The organism is Veillonella parvula, assembly GCF_002005185.1.
GTDB lineage: Bacteria > Bacillota > Negativicutes > Veillonellales > Veillonellaceae > Veillonella > Veillonella parvula_M.
On the sequence record NZ_CP019721.1, the window covers coordinates 1,703,000 to 1,726,798 of the forward strand.

18 protein-coding genes and 1 riboswitch are annotated in these 23,799 nt (G+C 37.2%); of the genes, 3 read left to right on the plus strand and 15 right to left on the minus strand.

The window, feature by feature from the left end; genetic code table 11:
- Positions 1–36 precede the first annotated feature (36 nt).
- The 6 genes from mtnP to ribD form a co-directional block, all read right to left on the minus strand.
- A complete protein-coding gene (gene mtnP / locus B1A77_RS07920) occupies positions 37–831 on the minus strand; it encodes an S-methyl-5'-thioadenosine phosphorylase (protein ID WP_077708432.1) in 795 nt (264 codons plus the stop codon).
- Positions 832–940: 109 nt separating this feature from the next.
- Positions 941–1,819: an Hsp33 family molecular chaperone HslO gene (hslO, locus tag B1A77_RS07925; RefSeq protein WP_012864385.1), complete on the minus strand. Its 879-nt coding sequence runs from the start codon at positions 1,817–1,819 to the stop codon at positions 941–943.
- 197 nt (positions 1,820–2,016) lie between these two features.
- Positions 2,017–2,478, minus strand: a complete 462-nt coding sequence (ribH, locus tag B1A77_RS07930; RefSeq protein ID WP_004697404.1) for a 6,7-dimethyl-8-ribityllumazine synthase — start codon at positions 2,476–2,478, stop codon at positions 2,017–2,019.
- A 69-nt stretch (positions 2,479–2,547) separates the two neighbouring features.
- On the minus strand, positions 2,548–3,750 hold the full coding sequence (locus tag B1A77_RS07935; RefSeq protein ID WP_077708433.1) for a bifunctional 3,4-dihydroxy-2-butanone-4-phosphate synthase/GTP cyclohydrolase II: 1,203 nt from the start codon (positions 3,748–3,750) through the stop codon (positions 2,548–2,550).
- 15 nt (positions 3,751–3,765) lie between these two features.
- Positions 3,766–4,422, minus strand: coding sequence for a riboflavin synthase (locus tag B1A77_RS07940; RefSeq protein WP_077708434.1), 657 nt, complete (start codon positions 4,420–4,422; stop codon positions 3,766–3,768).
- A complete protein-coding gene (gene ribD, locus B1A77_RS07945) occupies positions 4,403–5,617 on the minus strand; it encodes a bifunctional diaminohydroxyphosphoribosylaminopyrimidine deaminase/5-amino-6-(5-phosphoribosylamino)uracil reductase RibD (protein WP_077708435.1) in 1,215 nt (404 codons plus the stop codon). Before ribD ends, B1A77_RS07940 begins: the two co-directional genes overlap by 20 nt.
- Positions 5,618–5,684: 67 nt before the next feature.
- A riboswitch (FMN riboswitch) is annotated at positions 5,685–5,800 on the minus strand.
- Positions 5,801–6,093: 293 nt separating this feature from the next.
- Here ribD and poxB point away from each other — a divergent pair.
- The gene (gene poxB / locus B1A77_RS07950; protein ID WP_077708436.1) at positions 6,094–7,836 is read left to right on the plus strand and encodes a ubiquinone-dependent pyruvate dehydrogenase; all 1,743 of its coding nucleotides are present in this window, start codon (positions 6,094–6,096) and stop codon (positions 7,834–7,836) included.
- Between the two features lie 95 nt (positions 7,837–7,931).
- On the opposite strand, the gene B1A77_RS07955 is transcribed toward poxB, so the two are convergent.
- From B1A77_RS07955 to B1A77_RS07980, 6 genes are all read right to left on the minus strand, one after another.
- The gene (locus B1A77_RS07955) at positions 7,932–8,390 is read right to left on the minus strand and encodes a hypothetical protein (RefSeq protein WP_077708437.1); all 459 of its coding nucleotides are present in this window, start codon (positions 8,388–8,390) and stop codon (positions 7,932–7,934) included.
- A gap of 45 nt (positions 8,391–8,435) precedes the next feature.
- Positions 8,436–8,753: a hypothetical protein gene (locus B1A77_RS07960; RefSeq protein WP_077708438.1), complete on the minus strand. Its 318-nt coding sequence runs from the start codon at positions 8,751–8,753 to the stop codon at positions 8,436–8,438.
- A 127-nt stretch (positions 8,754–8,880) separates the two neighbouring features.
- The gene (locus B1A77_RS07965) at positions 8,881–12,672 is read right to left on the minus strand and encodes a PolC-type DNA polymerase III (protein ID WP_077708439.1); all 3,792 of its coding nucleotides are present in this window, start codon (positions 12,670–12,672) and stop codon (positions 8,881–8,883) included.
- A gap of 2 nt (positions 12,673–12,674) precedes the next feature.
- A complete protein-coding gene (holA, locus tag B1A77_RS07970; RefSeq protein ID WP_024061647.1) occupies positions 12,675–13,652 on the minus strand; it encodes a DNA polymerase III subunit delta in 978 nt (325 codons plus the stop codon).
- 11 nt (positions 13,653–13,663) lie between these two features.
- Positions 13,664–15,892, minus strand: coding sequence for a ComEC/Rec2 family competence protein (locus B1A77_RS07975; protein ID WP_149026237.1), 2,229 nt, complete (start codon positions 15,890–15,892; stop codon positions 13,664–13,666).
- Positions 15,849–16,418, minus strand: a complete 570-nt coding sequence (locus tag B1A77_RS07980; protein ID WP_077708441.1) for a ComEA family DNA-binding protein — start codon at positions 16,416–16,418, stop codon at positions 15,849–15,851. The genes B1A77_RS07975 and B1A77_RS07980 overlap by 44 nt, the downstream gene beginning before the upstream one ends.
- 111 nt (positions 16,419–16,529) lie before the next feature.
- Between B1A77_RS07980 and B1A77_RS07985 the strand changes: the two genes are divergently transcribed.
- On the plus strand, positions 16,530–17,759 hold the full coding sequence (locus B1A77_RS07985) for an aminopeptidase (protein WP_077708442.1): 1,230 nt from the start codon (positions 16,530–16,532) through the stop codon (positions 17,757–17,759).
- A 160-nt stretch (positions 17,760–17,919) separates the two neighbouring features.
- On the opposite strand, the gene B1A77_RS07990 is transcribed toward B1A77_RS07985, so the two are convergent.
- The 3 genes from B1A77_RS07990 to B1A77_RS08000 all read right to left on the minus strand — a co-directional run bounded on the left by B1A77_RS07990 (position 17,920) and on the right by B1A77_RS08000 (position 22,716).
- Positions 17,920–18,399 carry a deoxycytidylate deaminase gene (locus B1A77_RS07990; protein WP_004695896.1) on the minus strand — a complete coding sequence of 160 codons (480 nt, stop codon included), beginning with the start codon at positions 18,397–18,399 and terminating at the stop codon, positions 17,920–17,922.
- 75 nt (positions 18,400–18,474) lie between these two features.
- Positions 18,475–20,943: a leucine--tRNA ligase gene (gene leuS, locus B1A77_RS07995; RefSeq protein ID WP_077708443.1), complete on the minus strand. Its 2,469-nt coding sequence runs from the start codon at positions 20,941–20,943 to the stop codon at positions 18,475–18,477.
- Positions 20,944–21,033: 90 nt separating this feature from the next.
- Positions 21,034–22,716 (minus strand): glycosyl hydrolase family 18 protein, encoded by a 1,683-nt coding sequence (locus B1A77_RS08000; protein WP_077708444.1) that lies wholly within the window; start codon positions 22,714–22,716, stop codon positions 21,034–21,036.
- A gap of 156 nt (positions 22,717–22,872) precedes the next feature.
- Here B1A77_RS08000 and lgt point away from each other — a divergent pair, with 156 nt between their 5' ends.
- On the plus strand, positions 22,873–23,697 hold the full coding sequence (gene lgt / locus B1A77_RS08005; RefSeq protein ID WP_077708445.1) for a prolipoprotein diacylglyceryl transferase: 825 nt from the start codon (positions 22,873–22,875) through the stop codon (positions 23,695–23,697).
- Positions 23,698–23,799 lie beyond the last annotated feature (102 nt).

Genomic DNA, 23,799 nt, shown 5'->3' on the forward strand with positions numbered 1-23,799 from the left:
CCTTCAATGAACTATTGTGTATCATTATGAGTGTGATTATAGTTTAAAACCACCATATTCATGCATGCGATTATGAGCATCATAACGCGCATCCACATCGATTGCATCAATAGCACCTAAGATAAGAGATTTTAGTTGGGCCGCCATATTGCCCATCATTTCTACAACTTCCGCATGTGTCAAAGCAGATTCAGAAATACCTGCTGCATAGTTGGTAATCATAGAGATCGTCGAATAAGCCATTTCAGCTTCATTCGCTAAATTTACTTCCGGTACATTTGTCATACCTACTGTATCGCCACCGAGCATGTGGAACATTTTGATTTCTGCAGGAGTCTCAAAACGAGGGCCTTCAGTACATACATAGGTACCTCCATTGTGTATCGTAAGGCCTTGTTCCGTACCTACCTTTTGAAGAATATTACGTAATTCAGGGCAGTATGGATTTGTTACATCAAGATGTGCCACTGGACGGTCCCCGCCTTCATAAAACGTAGTGATGCGGTTCTTTGTAAAATCTAAGAATTGGTCAGTCAACACAAAATGACCTGGCTTAAAGTTCTCATTTAAAGAACCTACTGCTGTCGTGGAGATAATAAATGTAACGCCTAGTTTTTTGAGGCCCCAAATATTAGCACGATAGTTAATTTTGTGTGGAGGAATTGTATGATCTTTGCCGTGACGAGCTACAAAGATTACAGTTTTCCCATGGTATGTACCTTGTACATAATCTATTTCACCATATGGTGTCACTAAGGATTCTTCATGAATATTTTCAAAGATGGACGGATCATAAACACCAGTACCACCAATTACGCCAATTGCACTCATTGTGACCTCCTATTATTAATAACTCTATCTTTTATTTTCTCATAGAATAGAAAAACAGGCTATAGGAAAAACCTAGTAGCCTGTATTTTTTCTACATATTATAAAGTTTTTATTGAATTGGACCTTTTGAAGTGAACATATTTTGTAACTCTTCACGTGTGAAATGATATTTTTCATTACAATAATGGCAAACAAGCTCTGTTACGTCATCTTCCAAAATAGCATTCTTATCTTCTTCACGTAATGTCATTAGCACACTGGCAAAGCGATCACGACCACAACGACATTGGAAATGAATTGGTTCATTATATACTTGATTCACAGTTAAACCATCGAGAACGCGTTCCATAAGACCTTTACCATCTGGATTTGCTTTCAAATATTCTGTAATAGGACCAAGTTCATTAATATTCTTTTCTACTTGTGCTAATGCTTCATCTGTAGCATCCGGTAAGGCTTGTACGATAAAACCTCCAGCTACAACCGTATGGTAATCTGGATCTACTAATACACCTAAACTAATCGTAGACGGTACTTGTTCAGATGCATATAAATAATATGCCAAATCCTCTGCCACTTCACCACTTTGAATCGGGCTTGTAGAAGTATAGTCTTGCGCTAACTGCGTGAAACGAGTCACTTGTACTTCCCCATTATGACCTACGGCAGCACCAACATCAAGCTTACCAGCATGCTTTAAAGGTACATCAACATGTGGCTCATCTACATAGCCTCGAACCGTATTATCAGAGAATGCATCTACGTGAACTACACCTAGTGGACCATCACCTTTAATACGAAGACTTACGTTTTCATGGTTTTTAAAATCCCCAGCTAATAAAATAGCTCCCGTCATAGCACGACCTAAAGCAGCTGTTGCTACAGGCCATAAATCATGACGTACACGAGCTGTTTCAACTGTATCGGTTGTTACAGCTAAAGACATACGAACCCCTTCTCGGGTTGTAAAACGTTTTATATAATCCATTCTATCATTCCTTATTTCTACTGATTTTATTAAGGTATTACTTTTATATTGCTTATATAGTATATCATGTCAAATATTTAACTTTCAATAATAGAGAATATATGTTCGTCTAGTCTTATTTAAATTTAAAAGAACATATTTTCGATGATATAAAAACACCCAGTACCATAAGATACTGAGTGTTATATATACAATTCTTAGATTTGATCGATAAGGTTAACCATTTCGATTGCACCCATCGCACAATCATAACCTTTATTACCCGCTTTTGTACCTGCGCGTTCGATAGCTTGCTCAATGTTTTCAGTAGTTACTACACCAAACATAACAGGAATACCAGTTTCCAAAGATACATGTGCGATACCTTTAGCTACTTCGTTGCATACATAATCATAATGAGTAGTGGCCCCACGAATAACAGCACCTACACAAATAACTGCATCATAACGACCAGATAAAGCTGCTTTCTTAGCAATCAAAGGAATCTCATAAGCACCTGGAACCCAAATTACTGTAATATCCTCTTGTTTAACATCGTGACGAAGTAAACAATCTTCAGCGCCTCCGATTAATTTAGATGTAATGAACTCGTTGAAACGAGAACCGATAATAGCAAATTTCTTACCAGTACCTAATAAGTTACCTTCTTGAACCATCATTATGTTGACCTCCTCTATTCCATATAAGGAAATATATATGTAACGACCGAGTTATATGGTGAAAGTTAATTAGTCTTCTAACATATGACCCATTTTTTCTTCTTTTGTTTTTAAATAGCCTGCATTAAATTTATTTGCAGCAATGATGAGTGGTACACGGCTAGTTACATTGATTCCCCAATGTTCTAAGCCATGACGCTTTTCGGGATTGTTAGTTAATAAGCGGATGCTTTTAATACCCAAGAAACGGATAATTTGAGCCGCTAAAGAGTATTCACGCATATCTGCAGGGAAGCCTAATTGTTCATTTGCTTCTACTGTATCAAGGCCCTGTTCTTGTAATGCATAGGCTTTAATTTTATTGGTCAAACCAATGCCACGGCCCTCTTGTCGCATATATACAACAACGCCTTTGCCTTCTTTTTCAATAGCGCGCAACGCATTGTCTAATTGTTCGCCACAATCACAGCGCTTAGAACCAAATACATCGCCTGTTAAACATTCAGAATGAATACGGACAAGCACATCGCTACAATCTTGAACATTACCCTTTACGATAGCTAAATGCTCTTTATGATCTAATTCATTTTTAAATACAAAGATATTAAAATCACCAAATTTAGTAGGCAACTTAGAACAAGCACCAAGCTCAACCATATCTTCATGTTGTTTACGATATTCTATAAGTTCTGCTACAGAAGCAATTTTCAAGTCATGCTCCTTAGCAAATTTCATCAAATCAGGCAAACGGGCCATATCGCCATTGTCTTTAGTAATTTCACAAATAACGGCAGCCTCTTGTAACCCTGCTAGGCGACAAAGGTCGATAGATGCCTCAGTATGACCTTGACGTACCAATACGCCACCCTCTTTATATACAAGTGGAAATACGTGACCTGGACGACGGAAATCTTGAGGTTTCGCATTAGGATCTAATAGTTTTTGAATTGTATAAGCACGCTCTGCAGGAGATACGCCTGTTGTAGTATCTACATGATCCACAGTCACAGTAAAAGCAGTTTCATGGTTATCAGTATTTTTGGTAACCATTGCAGGAATGCCAAGTTTTTCTAATGCTTCGCGGCGCATAGGCGTACATACGATACCGCGAGCGTATTTAACCATAAAGTTAATGTTTTCTTGCGTCGCAAACTCTGCAGCAATGATAAGATCGCCTTCGTTTTCACGGCTTTCATCATCAACGATAATAATAGGTTTACCAGCTTTAAGGTCTTGTAAGACTTCATCAATAGAATGTAATTGTTCGCTCATAGGAACGCTCCTTACTTATATAAATCCATTTTCTACTAAGAGGGATTGCATAGATTTTTTAGGCTTTTCTTCGGTAGGTTCACTACCAAGATTCATAAAATGACGAATATATCGTCCAGCAATATCCGTTTCTAAATTGACCTCTGTTCCAATATGAGCAGAACCTAAAATGGTCTCACTCAAAGTGTGAGGAATGATAGAAACGGAAAAACTGCTGTCTGTTCGTCGCATAATAGTGAGGCTAATCCCATCAATGGTAATGGAGCCCTTATAGATAACATAATCCATAACGGATTTTGGAGCCTCGATAGTAAAGATAATGGCATTATCGGTTTGTTCACGGTTAATGATACGACCTGTACCATCTACATGGCCTGCCACAATATGACCACCAAATCTACCATTAGCAAGCATAGCTCGCTCTAAGTTGACTGGTTGATGGACTTTCAAATTAGTAAACGTAGTCATCTTAATGGATTCTGGCATCACATCCGCTGTAAATATACTATTGCCAATCGTTGTGGCCGTCAAGCACACCCCATTAACAGCTACGGAATCACCAACTTTTAAATCGCTAAAAATTTTTTCTCCTCGAATTGTTATGGCTAAGGATTTAGGGCCCTTTTTAATGTTCTCGATGCGGCCGATTTCTTCAACGATTCCCGTGAACATAAGCGCCCCTCCTTCCTTGACGATACGCTTCAATGCGAATGTTATTATCTAATACTTTAGTCTTGGTAAAAGTTAATTGCGGCGAAGCCTTTAAACTTTCAAAACCTCGACCTCCTACAGCTGGTGTTGCATCGTTACCACCAATAATGGTATTTCCAATATATGTTACGACCTTATCAAAGTTCTTCGTTTCCACAAAGGAACTGATAATTGCAGATCCACCTTCAACAAGAATAGATGTGTAACCTAGTTCACCTAGTTTTGTAAGAATATCATCGATAGATAATTTCTTAATATCTATGACAATGTCTGTGCTCTTGCTTTTACGAGTAGAAATAGATTCTACTACGGTTACTTGAGCACCAACTTGTTCTAATGCTTGTATCCGATCCTTAGGACAACCTTTAGATACGAATATATGAATCTTACGATTATTTATTTCAAAGACGCGACTAGTAGTAGGTGTTCTACCAAGACTATCCAAGATAATTACATCTGGTTGATGAATCGTAATTGGTTCATCAAGTATGCTTTTATCTAATAACGCATCTGATAATTCACTATCCGTTAAACGACAATTTAACTGTGGATTATCTGCCAAAATTGTACCAATTCCAACGAGCATGGCATCATGCGTGGCACGCAACACATGTCCATCGCGACGAGAGGACTCATTTGTAATCCATTGAGATTGTCCAGTAGATGTAGCAATTTTCCCATCTAGTGACATAGCACTTTTTAGAGTGACAAAAGGCTTACCTGTCTGTATATAGGTAAAGAAATGCTCATTTAGTTCAGCACATTCATCACTACATACGGGGCAAACAACCTCAATACCTACTTCACGAAGTAACTCCATTCCCTTTCCAGAAACTAGTGGATTTGGATCTGTACTACCTACTATTACTTTAGCTATGCCAGCCTCAATGATACGAAGCGCACAAGGTGGTGTTTTTCCATAATGGGAACATGGCTCTAATGTTACGTATAAAGTAGCACCTTTGGCATTATCACCCGCTTGATTTAGTGCATGCACCTCAGCATGAGCTGTACCAGCTTTATGGTGATAACCTTCACCGATTATTGTATTATCTTTTACCACAACAGCACCAACCAAAGGATTTGGTGAGGTGTGACCTGTGGCTAATTTTGCCAGTTCAATGGCGCGCTTCATATATACTACGTCATCCACCATATCACCTCAATAAAAAAAGGACTATTACATAGTCCTTGGGTTATCATAAATGCGCACAACAAATGTGCCTCGTCTTTTCTCATCCAGACTCTACTGTCGGTATCGGAATTGCACCGATTCATACCAAAAAGGTTCGCGGACTTTACCGCCGGTAAGGAATTTCACCTATCCCCAAAGACTTATCTATTTTGTTTATGAATTAATAGTAACACTTTTATTAATGTTATGCAAGAATAATAGTTTTGTATTGAGAAAGAATATTAAATAATTTAATTAAAATATAATTTTTAGAACACAAATACTAGAACAATATAAATAATAATATATATTTATTTTTAATATAAACATATATAAACTATGTATACAGTAAATAGTAACTTTTATCACATAATTACATGTTAAACAAGTCTAATATAGTATATATGGTTTGAATAACCATATTTTAATGATAGTAATTATTAAATATAGGTGATAATATGGCAAAAAAACGAATTTCTGATGTACTTATAGAAGTCTTAGCCAATGCGGGCATCGAACGCATTTACGGTATCACTGGAGATAGTCTAAACTCTGTAAATGATAGTTTACGCCGCAATGGTAAAATTGCTTTTGAACATGTACGACATGAAGAAACAGCAGCCTTTGCTGCCGGTGCAGAAGCATCCCTAACTCATAAACTAACTGTATGTGCTGGTAGCTCTGGTCCTGGCAACTTACACTTGATTAATGGTCTCTTTGACTGTCATCGCAACCGTGTTCCAGTATTAGCCATTGCATCTCACATTCCTCAATCTGAAGTAGGTTTGAACTATTTCCAAGAAACACATCCAGAAAATCTATTCAAAGAGTGTTCTTGTTTCTGTGAACTTATTTCTAGTCCTAAACAAATGCCGGAAATTCTATTCCGTGCTATGAACGCTGCTGTTGGTAACCAAGATGTTGCTGTTATCGTTCTTCCTGGGGACGTTGCAGTTATGGAAATGGAAATTGACGAATTACCTATATGGACCCCACCTCGTTTACCTCATATTGTTCCACAACGAGAAGATATTGAAGAAATGGCTGCTCATTTAGAAACAGGCAAACGTATTACCCTATTCTGTGGTGCCGGCTGTGAAGGTGCTCATGACGAAGTGGTAGAATTAGCAAAACGCTTACAAGCACCGGTTGTACATGCTTTCAGAGGTAAAGAATGGGTTGAATGGGATAATCCATATGATGTAGGTATGACTGGCCTATTAGGCTATACATCTGGATACCGTGCTATTGAACAATGTGATACATTGGTAATGCTTGGTACAGACTTCCCTTACCGTCCATTCTATCCAGAAAATGCGAAAGTAATACAAGTAGATAGAGATCCTAGCGCTTTAGGTCGTCGCGTACCTCTTACACAAGGTATCATTGGTACTGTAAAAGATACGTTAAAAGAATTATTACCTCTTGTAGGCCAACGTGGTGATACTGAATTTATTGACACAGTGCGTAAAGCGTACACTAAATTTAGAGGTGATTTAGATAGTTATGCCGTTGCCGAGCCAGATGGTGTAGCAATTCACCCTCAATACTTCGTAAATCGCCTTAATAAACTAGCAGCAGAAGACGCGATCTTTACCTTTGACGTAGGTACTCCAGTTATTTGGACTGCTCGCCATCTAAAAACAAATGGTAAACGCCGTATTTTAGGATCCTTTAGCCACGGCTCCATGGCTAATGCTATGATGCACGCCATTGGTGCTCAAAATGCATGTCCTAATCGTCAAGTCATCTCCCTCTCTGGTGACGGTGGCTTTACAATGATGATGGGCGAAATGCTGACTTTAAAACAATTGAATCTACCAATTAAAATCTTTGTATTCAATAACGAAGAACTTAGCTTTATCGCTATGGAAATGAAAGCTTCCGGCTATCTAGACTACGCTACAGACTTTGTAAATCCAGACTTTGGTAAACTTGCTGAAGCTGCTGGTATTAAAGGTGTTAGCATCCAAAACTCTAGCGAAGTGGATGAAAAAATCATGGAAGCCCTTAACCATAATGGCCCAGTCATCGTTAATGTTCGCGTGGACAAACAAGAACTTGCAATGCCTCCTAAAATTGCATATCAACAAGCTAAGGGCTTTAGCAAATACTTGATCAATGCAATCCTTGATGGCCGTGGTACAGAACTTAAAGAAATGGCCAAAACAAATTGGATGAAATATAAATCCCTATACTAATATTGCCAATTTACAAAACCTGCCAAACTACATAAACTGCAAAACTTTCAAAAAGAGGTGTCATCATTTGATGACACCTCTTTTATTGCATAATTTTAATCATATACTGTTATAAAACCTTCAGTCCAGCCCCTTAAATTGAGAGTGATTGTATCAATTCCTAAACACTCTAATCCATATACATTAAATATATCCCAGGTCTTATACCACTTTAATGCTTTCTCTGCATATTCTAAAGTGCTAAATAAACCTATGTATCCAGAACTGGAATAATATGGATCTATATCGTAATCATACCAAACACCATAAATTTTATTATTTACTATTTCATAGTTAATATCATCACCTATATGAGCACAATCATTTAAATAGTGAGTTTTTATAGAAAAGGAATCATCATTTAACTTAGAAAATCCAGACAATATTTTAGATTCAACTAGAGCCTCTTCAGCTAATGATATATCAGAAAAAAATCCCAAACTAAAATATTCTGTATAAGGTAGCTCTTCATTCTTTTTATAGTGTGCTAAAGCTTCATATATTGGAACTCTCATAATTCACCAACTCGATTCAATATAAATATAACACATTAACTATTTCTATCTATAATAATCGTCCTCGTAATCGTCTTTATACCGTATCGCATCGACCTCTGATGGAGATAATACATTCCCCTCTTCATCTACATATTCCCGGAATTCGTTAATGTATACACCTGGAATATCTGATTCTTCTAATTCAGGAGTATCTTCTGGCTTAATATCCCAAAGTTTAATATCATCAGCTTGATTCGAAAGTCGATCAGTTATGTTAAAAGCATTACTATTTTCTTCTACTTTTGTATTTAGTTTAGGCACTTTAGAAACACTACTATTTGATGAATAGATTCCTAATAATTTTAATAAACTACCTATCATTTCCCAACACTCCCTTGCACCAATGATATATATTAATTATATTGTAGCAAACTACATAAAAATAAGCACTATATCAACATTTGGTATATAGTGCTTACTTTGTATTTAAGTCTTATCTTGTATTTTATTATGCTCCAAATAGTGACATTTGTTCGTCTTCAGGAAGTTCACCACAGCATTTGAGTTCTTTCATAAGATCAATGATGGTATTTGATACTTTACAACGGCGTTGTAAGTCTTTTAGAGATGTAAATGGACGTTCATTTCTTTCCTCGACGATAGCATCAGCTACTGTTTCACCAAGGGAATCAATAGCTAAGAATGGAGGTAATAGAGCACCATCCTTAATGCTAAAGCGTCTAGCTTCGGAGTGTTGAATGTCTACATTGATAAAACGATAGCCCCGTTGATACATTTCCATAGATACTTCCAAGGCACTCATAAGGTCCTTATCTTTAGGACTGGCAGCACGATCAAGAGCCTTGATACGGTTAAACTCGGTCAATTGTGTTTTGAGATTCCCTGTCATGATCCGTAAATCGAAGGCTTTCGCACGAATGGAGAAGTAAGCTGCATAAAATGCCAATGGATGATATACCTTAAACCAAGCAATACGGAAAGCCATCATTACGTAAGCTACCGCATGGGCCCGTGGGAATAGATAGGAAATCTTTTTACAAGATTCAATAAACCATTCAGGAATATTATTTTCACGCATTTCTGCTTCAAATTCCGTCGTAGCTTGCCCTTGTTTATTTCGTTTTTCAATACCCTTACCTTTACGCACGTTTTCCATTACAAAAAAGCTATGCTTTCTATCCATGCCACGATGAATCAAGAAGTTCATTACGTCGTCACGAGTTGAAATAGCTTCATTCAACTTACAAGTACCATTTTTAATGAGATCTTGCGCATTGTCAAGCCATACGTTTGTACCATGTGAAAAGCCAGAAATACGAACTAAATCAGAGAATGTTTGGGGACGAGAGTCTTCAAGCATGCCCCGTACGAATTTCGTGCCACATTCTGGAACAGCCAAGCTAGCTACTTGGTCACCTTGCAATTGCTCAGGTGTTAAACCAATCCCCTCTGTAGAGGAGAACAAGCTCAATGTTTTTGGATCATCAAATGGTATTGTTTTGGCGTCGATACCAGTCAAATCCTCTAACATACGAATAATGGTCGGATCATCATGGCCCAGAATATCTAGCTTAGTCATACGACCTTCAATGGAGTGATAATCAAAGTGTGTCGTTAATACGCCACTTTCCTTTTTATTAGCTGGATGTTGAATTGGCGTAAAGTGATGCACATCCATATCTCGAGGACATACCATAATACCACCAGGATGTTGGCCTGTAGTATTCTTCACATTTGTAAAGCCCTTTGCCAAATGTTCAAAGAAACCATTACGAGCTTGAATGTCTCTAATTTCGGCGTACTTTTTAACATAACCAAAAGCAGTTTTATCAGCTATAGTGCCGATTGTACCTGCTTTAAATACATTATCACGGCCAAATAGTTCTTCCGTATATTTGTGAGCTTTTGCTTGGTAATCACCAGAGAAGTTAAGGTCAATATCTGGAACCTTATCACCTTCAAAACCAAGGAAGATAGCAAACGGAATATCGTGACCATTTGTTTGTAATGGATGACCACACTTAGGACAATCTTTACGAGGCAAGTCAAAGCCCCCTGCATATTCACCCTTTTCAAAGAATTCTGAATATTTACAGTTAGGGCATACATAATGAGGCGGTAATGGGTTTACCTCTGTAATCTCAGACATGGTTGCTGCAAAGGAAGATCCAACGGAACCACGGGAACCTACGAGATACCCATCATCAAGAGATTTTTTTACCAACTTATGAGCGATGTAATACAATACGCCGTAGCCATTGGAAATAATACAATCTAATTCATAATCGAGACGTTCTTGTACGACACGAGGCAATGGATCACCATAAATAGCCTTCGCATTTCTATAGCACATTTCTGTGAAAGCTTCGTCAGCACCTTCAATCTTAGGTGAATATGTACCATCAGGCACTGGCTTAATATCTTCAATGCTATCATTAATAGCACGTGTATTAGTAACGACTACTTCGTATGCTTTCTCTTCGCTTAAATAAGGGAAGGACGCAAGCATTTCATCTGTAGTACGTAAATGTAAATCTGGCTGTTCATCTGCATCTGGATAACCACATGCAGTTAACATGATTTCACGATAAATTTTTTCTTCTGGTGTCAGGTAGTGAACGTCACAAGTAGCACATACAGGTTTATTTAAAGCTTCCCCTAATTCGATAACGGTCTTATTCATATCGATGAGTGCCTGCTCGTCGGGCATGAGCCCTTTACGAACCAAAAACGTATTGTTAGTATGTGGCTGAATTTCAAGATAATCGTAGAAGGAGGCTATTTTTAAAAGCTCTTCTTTTGTAGCTCCACGAACGATGGATTGCATAAGCTCCCCTGCTTCACAGGCAGAACCGATGATAATACCTTCACGATGTTCTTCAATAACGGAGCGAGGCAAACGCGGACGAACCTTGTAATGTTCAAGGTGAGAAATGGAAATCATTTTGTATAAATTACGTAAACCTACCATATTTTTAGCTAACAAGATAATATGGTACCGTTTATCTTTTTCTTTTTTCTTTTTCTTATCTAGTACAGGCTCTTCATCTTTTGTTACCGTTTCATCTTCGATGAGGTAACCTTCTACACCGTAGATAACCTTAACACCTAACTCCTTACCAAGAGCTTGCGCTTCTGGGAAGGCTTGTACTACGCCATGGTCCGTAATAGCCACCGCAGGATGACCCCATTTTTTAATTGTTTTAAACAAGTCTTTTACAGATACGAGAGCATCTTTATCACTCATCTTGGTATGTAAGTGGAGTTCCACACGAGAGTCCGGACGATTTTCAGTTCGTTCCACACTAGTAGTTTCTATTGCTTCAATACTGCGAATAGAAAGGATATAATCCTTGTCAAAACGATCATCAAAGCTGACACTACCTTGTACGCGAACCCGTTGTAAGCCTTTTAGTTGTTTTAGTAATTCATCCCCTTCTTCAGGACTGTTCGTAAACTTGATAAATTTAATGCTATTTGTATCATCTACAATGCTGCCGTTAACGATACTTTTACCAGTCTTAGTATCACGTTTATCTAAACCTACAAAGACACCTTCAAAAATTACACTAGGTGTATCCAAGGTGCCCATGATTTTAGAGGTGACCCCTTCAATTTTAGGCCCTAAAATCATGCCTTCATCAGTAGGTGCATCCTTTGGTGCACGACGAGGATATTTACCATCCCCTTCACTTCCTTTAGCCGTAGATTTTGTAGTTTTTTTAGGTCCAAAGCCTTTGCTTGCTTTAGGTGTACTGCTCACAGATGCGATAGTATCACTACTGCTAGATTCGGCAGCCGTATGATTAGAACGAGACACAACAACTGGACTATTGTTGAAATAGCCTAATTCAATAGCTTCTACAAATGGGGCAAAATCATCTTCGTCTACATCATCATATTCATGTTGTTGGTCATAACCCGCAAAAGACTTGCCTCTAGGTTCTTGATTTTTAGCCTCTTCAGCTTCACGTTGTGCTTCAGCCGCTTCAATCCATTCACCAGCACCACAGCCACCGCCATAATAATAGGTATCTAACCCTTCACCCGTTTCAGTATCTACTTTCCAAGCAAAGCAACAAGCTGTATCTGTATTTGTTGGAATATCATCAAAAGAGATATTTTTTTCCTTATACCATGCAGACAACCTTTCACGTAGACTAAGCAATGTGGAAAATGCAGAGTCTGCTGCTTGAATCGTCACATGTTGGCTATGACAGTTCACATAGAAGGATGATTTCTTATTCTGTTTTGGTACAACACGATAACGTACTTTCATTTTTATCCCTTATACCCACAGTAGGTAATACATAAATCTCTAAATCGCCAAATATCGCCCTTGCTGCTACGGCTATCTAATATAATCTCATAAAGCCCTTTTAATAAAGCTCGTAGAGCCTTAATTGAAATTCTCGGACTCGCCTCGTAAGCTAGCTTAATCGGATATGGTTTAAATGACGAATCATGATCCTTACATAAGTTTTGTATGGCTTGAACAGACATACCCACTTGGCGACATTCGCTAACTAGCAACTGTAAACGTAATTGCCCCTCAATATAGCTCATAGCACGGTCTAATTCTTTATAGCCGAACATAAATGGAAATAGTTCAAGTAATGTATCGATATCTCTTTTTAATAGAGCCTCTTTAAAAGTAAAAATGTTTTTGGCTCCATAGTCACTACCGTTTTCTTCGAGAAATTCTTTGGTAATAACCTTTTCCCCAGTAATCTGTAAAAAATATCGGTCAAACTCAGTTCTCATAAAAGAAACAGGTACCTCTTGCCACAAATCAATGAGATGAGCCACATATTCCTGTGCATCAGGCGTCATTTTAAAGCCGTTAGACGTACAGTACTGACGTATCCACATCACGAGGTCTGCCCCTTCAAGACGCTTACATTGATGATTTGGTATTTTTTCTAAAATCTCTTTATTCTGCTTAATACGTTTATCAATCATATCATGATAAATCAAAACGATAGGATTATCTCCATTATATTCCAAGAGGAGTTCATACAATGGAATCCAAGCATCACTATTTTTGCCACTTTTACGAATGATAGGCAAATTAACTAAACAGAAGACCTTTTGATCGCCAAAAAGTGAATCTTCACATAGTTTTTCACTTATTTTTTGTGGGCCCACCTCATCATCTAATACAGTCACTGGAAGGTCTGGATAGGCACTTAAAAATTTACGTTTTTCTTCTTCAATTAATTGTGGTTCGTCGCCATAAATGAGTTGAATATGTGCCATGTTCCCTCCTTTCACAGATAGATATCTTTAATAAAGCTGTATCCCATTATATACATATGTTCTGATGATGGATCCACATCGCGTAAAGCACCATGAGGACTACTAAACAAAACAGTACTACGCGGTGAAATACGATCAATTTCATGCATTACACTAAATCGACTCGTTATAAATAAAACATTAGCCTTATCATTTAATTTTAGATTTTTTTCTCTACTTTGTCCATTATATACGACTATTTGGTTCATACCATTTTTATATATTACCCTTGCCGAACCGTTACTGTGAAAGTACTTAACTTTTACCATTCTAGGATTCATGCCATATGCCCTAATAGTTTGATTAATTAGACTTTCATTAGGCATTGTTTTAATATAATCTGGTGCATCGATTAATAGATATGCTCCTCTATGGTTTGGGTCTATGCAAAGTAACACATTACACTGTTTCATAGGAATATAATGAATTATTGTGTCCTTGTGATGCTGAGTCACATAGTATGAAGCACCAAAGGTTGCAACCATACATAATAAGGACATCACTATATATACAGTATACTTATTCTTATGTGTCAAAAAATACGTAAACAAACCTAATAGAGCATAATATATATAAACACAATAAAGATGCATCATACCAAGCCAAAGTAAACTATGACTACGTCCTAAGACATGATTTAAATATAAAGATATTCGCAATAGTACATCTACTAAAGACCATATTAACGATATAGGGAATACGTAACTGACTAAAGTACTTACAAAAATTAAAACTATGGATATATCTAATAGGGGCGCTACTATACAGGCTGCTAGCAAACTAGCAATGCTAATATAGTGAAAGTAATAGAGTTGTAATGGCAATATGAGTAACTGTGCGGATACACATAATATAAAAGGTGTTTTTATCCATCTTGGTAACCACTGTATCCGTTCATATAATACTTTTCCCCATATGAGTAAACCATAAGTCGCCCCGAAGGATAGTTGAAAGCTTACATCAAATAAGGAGAACGGATCATATATGATACATAAAATAGCGCATATACATAACGCTTGTTTAGCTTGATATAATCGCCCTTTAACATAAGCTATGCACATGAGTATACTCATCATCATTGCACGTATAACAGGTGCATCTCCACCAACGATACAGCAATATATACAAGCTACTAATATACCTAAAATTAAGCATGTGCGCTTCCGTAATTTAACGAGTCTTCCTAAACCGTAAATTAAGGCTAATAGCAGTGCAATATGTGAGCCAGAGATAGATAAAATATGGATGAGGCCCGTATAAGCAAAATCTTTCATCCGTTCTTCTCCTAGTTCACTATAATGACCACCTAAAGCTAAGGCTTGAGCTAATACCTTTTGTGGACCATCTAGATTACTAGCAATATTCTTTTCTATAGATTCTCGTATTTGACCACATAGATATAAACTTCTCCTATATATTTCTTCATTAATACTCTCTTTATATGAAAAGGTTTGTAAAACTTTAGCACTGGCAGGTCGATAAACTCCATCATAAATTCGTCCTCTTATATTAGAGCCCATATATCTGCCTCGAAGATTGATCCGACCTTCCTCTTCGATTAGAAATAAAGACTTTGGAGTTCCTTCAATAATGGCTTGTTCTCCAAGCCGTATTGAATATTTTGTAGTAGATACCTTTGAGTAAATCTGTAATCGACCCTGTGCCTTAATATAGTCATTTTTAGCAGTATCTTTATAGGGATGTAATCCATGTAACTCTACATTATATTTGTAATACTCCTGTCCTTCTAGATTTACTATTTCAGGAGATGATACAACAGTACCTAGATATTCTCCTTCTTGCTGTAAATAGTATGATGTATAGCTATTATAATTAATAATTTGTAAGTCTGTATGATAATAGGATAATCCCATTGCAGCAAAAACTAATATTAATAAATTGGTATATAAACGCCACCTACAATAAGATTGCATTATTTTAATAACAGTTACACCAATAATAGCTAAGGCAATCGCAAAAATATAATGCATTTGACTAAGTAGGGGATAATATTTACCATAACAAAATATAGTGCCAATTATTATAGATCCCAATATAGTATGTGCCCATTGGCTATAAGTTATAAATGGCTTTGTATTGACTAATACTTGAGTATTGAAGATTGATTCCTCAAACGCTCGTTCTGTATTCCTAAATTTAGATTGTAATTTTATCTTTAATCTTTTTAAATACGCCATCACCGATGCCCTTCACCCCCTTGATACCTTCAACGGATGTAAAGGGTCCTTTTTGTGAACGATACTCTTCAATTCTTTTTGCCATAGCGGGTCCTATGCCTGGTAATGCATCAAGATCTTTTGCAGAAGCTGTATTGATATTAATTTTGTTACCGCGCAATAAAACCTCTGGATTACCGTGGAAGTTAAATACTATGTGGATATGATCTCCCGCATTAACCGACTTTGCCATATTGACTGATTCTACATCAGCATAAGGTAATAGCCCACCTGCTAACTGAACTACATCACCTACAGTAGCACTACTTTCAAACTCATATAAACCAGGTGAAACTACGGCGCCCGTAATATAAGCTATAGGTTTGTTGGATATTTGTTCAACAGTTGATATAGAAGAATTTCCATCTATTGCTCCTTCAACTAAGACAGAATCGCTTTCATCTGTTATAATAGGCCATAGGAAATAAATTCCTACTAAAACACATAGGATTAATATAATTGTCATATATGGCTTCAATTTTACTTTCATAGTGCACCTCCTACTAAAAGATTTCCCTATGAAAGAATAAATTCCTACTGTTGACTCTATTGGTCACACCAGCAGGAGTTTCATAATTGATGTCGAATATAAGGAGATACAATGAATCAAGAAACATTAAAAAAATATGCACATACCTTGTTAAAATATGGCGTAAATTTACAAAAAGATCAAACTCTTGTTATTTCTGTAGATGTAGAAAACAAAGACTTTGCAGTTATCGTCACAGAAGAAGCATATGAATTAGGTGCCAAAGAAGTTGTCCTCAACTGGAGATGTTCTCCAATCGCTCGTCAACGTTTATTACATGCTAAGGAATCTGTATTAGAAAGACCGGCTAACTGGATTCCTGAATTCTACAAGCAATACATCGATGATAAGGCCGCTTTCTTATCTTTGATTAGTGCGAACCCAAAAGCGTTAGAAGGTATTCCAACAAATCGTATTTCACTACAATCTCGTAACTTAAATAAAGCTTTATCCTTCTACCATACAGCGATTATGAACTCCTCTGTTACATGGTGCGTTGCTTCTGTACCAACGGTTCTATGGGCAGATTTACTTGGCTATGAAGGTACAGATGAACAGAAAATTGAACAACTATGGGCTACCCTATTAAAACTTTGCCGCATTGAAGGTGTAGAAGCGAAAGACACATATCGTCATCACATGGCAAAATTGCGTCACCGCTGTGAAGCATTGAATAAATTAGACTTAAAGGCATTGCGTTATACTTGTGAAAATGGTACTGACCTCTTATTAGAATTACCAGAAGGTCATATATGGCTAGGTGGTGAAGAATCTTCAAAGGATGGCACTATTTTTAATGCCAATATTCCTACAGAGGAAGTTTTTTCCGCACCCCAATATAATGGTGTTAATGGTATTGTATACAGCACAAAACCTTTAATTTACCAGGGTAATACTATTTCTGATTTCTCCTTTACTTTCAAAGAAGGTAAAATCGTTGATTATACTGCCAAAGAGGGTTATGAAGTATTAAAAGAGTTAATAGAAACCGATGAAGGCTCCCACTACCTCGGCGAAGTTGCTTTGGTGGACCACTTCAGCCCAATTAGCCAATCTAACCAAATTTTCTACGAAACATTGTTTGATGAAAATGCATCCTGCCATTTAGCGATTGGTGCATCTTATCCTACATGCCTCAAAAATAGTGATGGTTTATCTGAAGAAGAATTAAAAGAACGTGGCCTTAACTACTCCTTAACACATGTAGACTTTATGATTGGTGATGAACATATGAATATTAAAGGCTACACTCGTGATGGCCAAGAAGTAGACATTATGATTGATGGCCGTTTACAAGTATAAACATGACTACAGTGTAATCCTACATTGGATGATAGTAAAAACTGTACGTTCAATCTAACGGATCTGGTTGATATCAATTTATAATAGAAAACTACATATAAAAGAGCCCCTATATACGCTTGTATATAGGGGTTCTTATTAGTGGTAAAAAATTATTATATCACAATGTAATATTCAATGTGCGGCCTGTAGATTTGTATTCAATAATGTCTACACCTGCGGTTTTCAACATCCGTTTGGATGCTTTTACTTCTTTTGTATCCTTATAGAGATCATCGCGATAGATAACGGCTTTAATACCACTTTGAATGATGGCTTTCGCACATTCATTACATGGAAAAAGCGTTACATATATTTTAGAGCCCTCTAGAGAACCGCCACGATAATTTAAGATTGCATTAAGTTCGCTATGTACAGTATAGAAATATTTATTATCATCAGCTGTATCACGTTCCCATGTGAAATCATCATCACTGCAATTCAAAGGCATACCATTATAACCAATGGACAAGATTTTATTATCATTACTAACAATACATGCACCAACTTGTGTATTTGGATCCTTAGAACGTTGTGCTGCCAAAATGGCAACACCCATGAAGTATTCATCCCAGGAAATATAATCGCTACGTTTTGCCATAATTACCTCACTTAAAATAAGCCCCCTTCTACCTATGTAGTTGGGGGCTTACAATATTAAACAAATAGAATATCCTTATTTAACAACGATATTTACAAGTTTACCAGGTACGTAAATAACTTTTACGATATTCTTACCTTCTATAAATTCTTGAACACGGCTAGATTCTTTGGCCAATGTTTCTAATTCTTCTTTTGTAATATTTACGGAAACAGTAAGTTTATCACGAACTTTACCATTTACTTGCAAGACTACTTCTACTTCGTCTACAACGAGAGCAGATTCTTCATATACAGGCCATTTTTCTGTGTGAATGGATGTAGTTTCACCCAATTCATGCCACAATTCTTCTGTAATATGAGGCACAAATGGCGCTAAAAGAAGCAATAAGGAATGTGTCAATTCATTAGCTAATGCACTATTGATTGTTTCTGCTTTATCCTTATGAGCATACATAGCGTTTACAAGTTCCATGATGGCAGAAATCGCTGTATTAAAGTTGAAATTATTATCTAAGTCTTCCGTAACCTTTTTGATAACACGGTGTAATTCACGACGCAATCCGAATTCGTCTTTTGTAAGATCACCAGTTACATTTTTCTTAGCCTCTTCGTTGTACGCATCAACAATACGCCATACACGGCCTAAGAAACGATAGGAACCTTCAACACCTTGGTCAGACCAATCAAGGTCACGATCTACAGGCGCTGCGAATAGAATAAACAAGCGAGCAGTATCTGCACCATAAGTATTGATAATTTCTTCAGGAGAAACTACATTACCTTTAGATTTAGACATTTTACTGCCTTCTTTAAGAACCATACCTTGTGTCAACAAGCCACGGAATGGTTCATTTGCATCGATAAGGCCTAAATCGTGAATAACTTTCACAAAGAATCGAGAGTACAATAAATGCAAGATAGCATGTTCAATACCGCCGATATATTGGTCAACATTCATCCAGTAATTAGCAATTTTTTTATCGAATGGAGCTTGGTCGTTTTTAGCGTCTGTATAGCGCAAGAAGTACCAAGAGGAATCGATAAATGTGTCCATCGTGTCTGTTTCACGACGTGCAGGGCCACCACATTTAGGACATGTAGTATTTAAGAAGCTTTCAGATGTAGCCAATGGAGATACAGCACCAGATTCAAATTTAACATCCTCTGGCAAGCGTACTGGCAACTCTTCTTCAGGAACGAGTTGTTCACCACAAGTTTCACAGTATACTACAGGAATTGGCACGCCCCAGTAACGTTGACGAGAAATCAACCAGTCACGAAGACGGAAGTTTACCTTACCTTCACCAATGCCGCGTTCATTAAGAGCTGCCGTGATATTTTTACGAGCCTCTTCAGATGTTTGGCCATTATATTCACCAGAGTTAACAAGAATACCATCTTCATGATACCATTCTTGCCATTTTTCAAGGCTGTATTCTTCACCTTCACGAGTTACGACTTGTTTAATAGGCAAATCATATTTATGAGCAAATTCCCAGTCGCGTTCATCATGTGCAGGGGAGCCCATTACAGCACCAGTACCATAGTCTACCAATACATAGTTTGCAATCCACACAGGAACTTGTTCGCCAGACATTGGGTTTACTGCATAAGACCCAGTAAACATACCTTCTTTAGGTGCCTCTGTAGATGTACGGTCGATATCGCTCATATTGCGCATACGCGTAATGAAAGCTTCTAATTCAGTTTTATTAGGAGCATTTTCAATGAGGCGTTCCACATATGGATGTTCAGGAGCCAATACTACATAGCTTACGCCGTAAATAGTATCAACACGTGTAGTATACACAGATACGCGTTCATTGATGGATGGCACTTCAAAGGAAAATTCTGTACCTTCAGAACGACCAATCCAGTTCTTTTGCATCAACTTAACGCGTTGTGGCCAATGATCTAGAGTATCTAAATCAGCTAACAAACGATCCGCATATTCAGTGATACGTAAAAACCATTGTGACAAATCTTTTTTCTCAACAGGGTTATCACAGCGCCAACAAGCACCATCGATAACTTGTTCATTTGCCAATACAGTATGACAAGTTTCACACCAGTTTACTTTTGCTTCCTTTTTATAGGCTAAGCCTTTTTTATAAAACTGTTCAAAAAACCATTGAGTCCATTTATAGTAATCTTCTTTACATGTTGCTACTTCGCGGTCCCAATCATAAGACAAACCAAGTGCTTTTTGTTGCAATTTCATGTTCTCGATGTTATCAAGAGTCCATGTTTTAGGTGCTATGCCATGTTTAATCGCCGCGTTTTCTGCAGGCATACCAAAGGAGTCCCAGCCCATTGGATGCAACACGTTGAAGCCCTTCATTTTCTTGAAGCGAGCTACTACGTCACCAATGGAATAGTTACGCACATGCCCCATGTGTAAATTACCAGATGGGTACGGGAACATTTCTAATACATAATATTTTTCTTTTGATTCATCATATTCTGTTTTAAACGTATGGTTATCTTCCCAATACTGTTGCCACTTTTTTTCAATATCTTGGGCTACATATTTTTCGTTCATGTAGGGGCCTCCTCATATGGTCAACCTCATAAGTTGCCATTTTATAATTAATGTTTTTATTTTACTACGTACTGTAAAAGCAGTCAAACACTAGCGTTTTACGACTTGAATAGTTTTTGTTAAATCATTTTTAGAACTTGTGTTTTGATTCGAACTATAACTAGTATATAAATCATTTTGCTCTTTAACTGTTTGTTTATTATGCTCTTTTTTAGCTTTAGCCTCTTCTTCTAAGCGTTTTTTCTCAGCTTTTACTTTTTCAGCTTCTTCTTTTGCTTTGCGTTTAGCAGCCTCTTTCTCTTCTTTAGCTTTCCGTTTTGCTTCCGCTTTAGCTGCTTTTTCTTTTTCTTTTTCTTCTAAGCGTAATTTGTATTGTTCAAGCTTAGTTAATGGTTTAGCTTCTTCAACTACAGGTTCAGGAACAACTGCTGTAGGAGATTTAGGAATACCACGTCCTAAGTCTTTTTCTTGAATCATAGTAATCGTAGAAATATCTTCAAACCCTTTACGCCATGCAGCAAACCCACCAAGGTGTAATTCTTTTACCAGATCAAGTTTTAAGCCTAACGATGTATTATCTTCAAACCAAATACGATCTGAACCAGCAGCTGTCGGAATAGATAAATAGTATAACTTTAATCGATTGTCCCAAGTCATTTTATCTCTGTAATTAGCAAAGTAATTCCCTGTATTCTTCATAGCCAATGTTTCGCTTTTAGCATAGCCATTCGTGTCATGCCATAAGCGCATATAGAATGGTACCCCTAATATTAGCTTTTGAGAAGGAACTTCAGAGAGCATTCTTTCTGTATGGCTACGAACCCAAGGATAACTTGCAACAGGACCTGCAGTAGTACTCTTAGCCCAAGTTTCGTCATATGCCATAAGAACTACATAGTCGACAGTATCTGCCAAAGCTTTGCGGTTATACACTAATGACCATTCTGGACTATCAGAATACCCGGTCACATCGATAGAAGTTTTAATATTATATTGATGTAAATGATTAGACAAATATGATACAAATGTTGTTAAACGATCGCGGTCAGCATAATCGATGTTTTCAAAGTCAAAGTTATAACCATCAAACCCATATATATAAGCATATTGAACAAGATTATGAGCATATTTCTTCCATACCGATTGGTCCGCCAAAATACCACTTGTAAAATTAGAGTCAAACCGATTAGTAATCAACGGCCAAATGTGATAGCCTTTATTCTTATACGCTTTCACATAATCAATATTAATATTTGGACTTGCTTCTAAACCTAAGCTATGCAATTTAAACCAACTTGGAGAAATGATATTGTCACCACTCGTATTGAGTTTTGCCTGATATGGAGCGCCCTCCGCTGTCCATGGATCAAAAGCCCAAGCCAATGGTGTTTTCAATGTATAAGGCGCTTTCACCGTAGATGCTTCTGGTGCAGGGCCTAAAATAAGTTGACCATTATTTTTTGTATAACTAACACCTAGCATAGCTGGATCAGACTCAATATCTACATAGGATAGACCATCTTTTTTAGTAATGGGCAATTTAACAGGTTCACCTACAGCTGCAGGATTTAAAACAACTTTATCACCTTGTAATTCACTTTGTGGAACAAACACGGTATATGCTGTTTTATATTGATTTGCTTCGTAATGACGTGTAGTAGTGGCTAAAAATTGATCTAATGGAACCAATACCTCTGCATGTACGAATGTACTTGATAAAGCAGACATTACTAAAGCTGTTAACGATTTTATAATAGTAGATTTACGAATCATGTACTCTCCTAATTCTAGGTCCCATACTGGGATACAATACCAATTTCTATATTATACCATATTATATATAGTTCATCTCTTTTCTTGCACGAAGGATATATGTAATTTATAATTTAATCTATGTACTAATAAAAATTATCACATAAGGAGTTTTGTATGCATCAATATTTATTTTTCATAGGGGACTTCCCTATTAGAGCCTATGGTACCATGTTAGCTTTGGCTATCATCTGTGGTGCCTCTGTTGCCTATGTACTATTGAAAAAGGATGGCCGCGGTTGGCATGAACACATCATCGACTTTTCCATTACTGTTGCCGTAGCTGGTCTCATCGGTGCTCGCCTATGGGATGTCTTTTTCTTTGATTGGGATTATTACGGTAATCATTTATTGGAAATTCCCTTTGTTTGGCAAGGAGGCATGGCCATTCAAGGTGGCGTAGTACTAGGCACAATTGCGGGCTATTGGTATCTTCGTAAAAACAAGATTGACTTTTGGGCTTTTGCCGATTTATTTGCCCCTGCATTGATTTTGGCGCAATCCGTAGGTCGTATGGCAAACCTTTTAAACGGTGATGCTTTTGGTCATCCTACGGGCGGTAATTATGGTATTATCTATCCTGAAAGTACCCTTGCCTACCGCACCTACGGTAATCAACCACTATGGCCTGCCGAAGTATGGGAAGGTCAAATCGATATTCTTATCTTTGTAGTCCTTCTATTATTTGGATCTTTTAAGCATGCTAAGGGTCAGGTATTCGTACTATATGCTATTCTCTATTCTACGGCTCGCTTTTTCTTAGAGTTCTTACGTGGCGATTACGTAAACTTAACGCTAGGTCTAAAATCTGCTCAAATGACGAGTTTAATAGCTATCATTGTCGGTATCTGTGTATTCATCTATCTAGGCTATCTAGAAAAGAAAAATCAAAAGGTACTTGTTGCTATAGAACCAACAGTAAAAACTAAAAAACGTAAATAAATTACATATAAAAAGAAAAGTCCTGCATTCATTGGTTTTACCATTGAATGTAGGACTTTTACTATTTTTTGAAATAAAACTATTTCTTAAAAGCCTATTCTC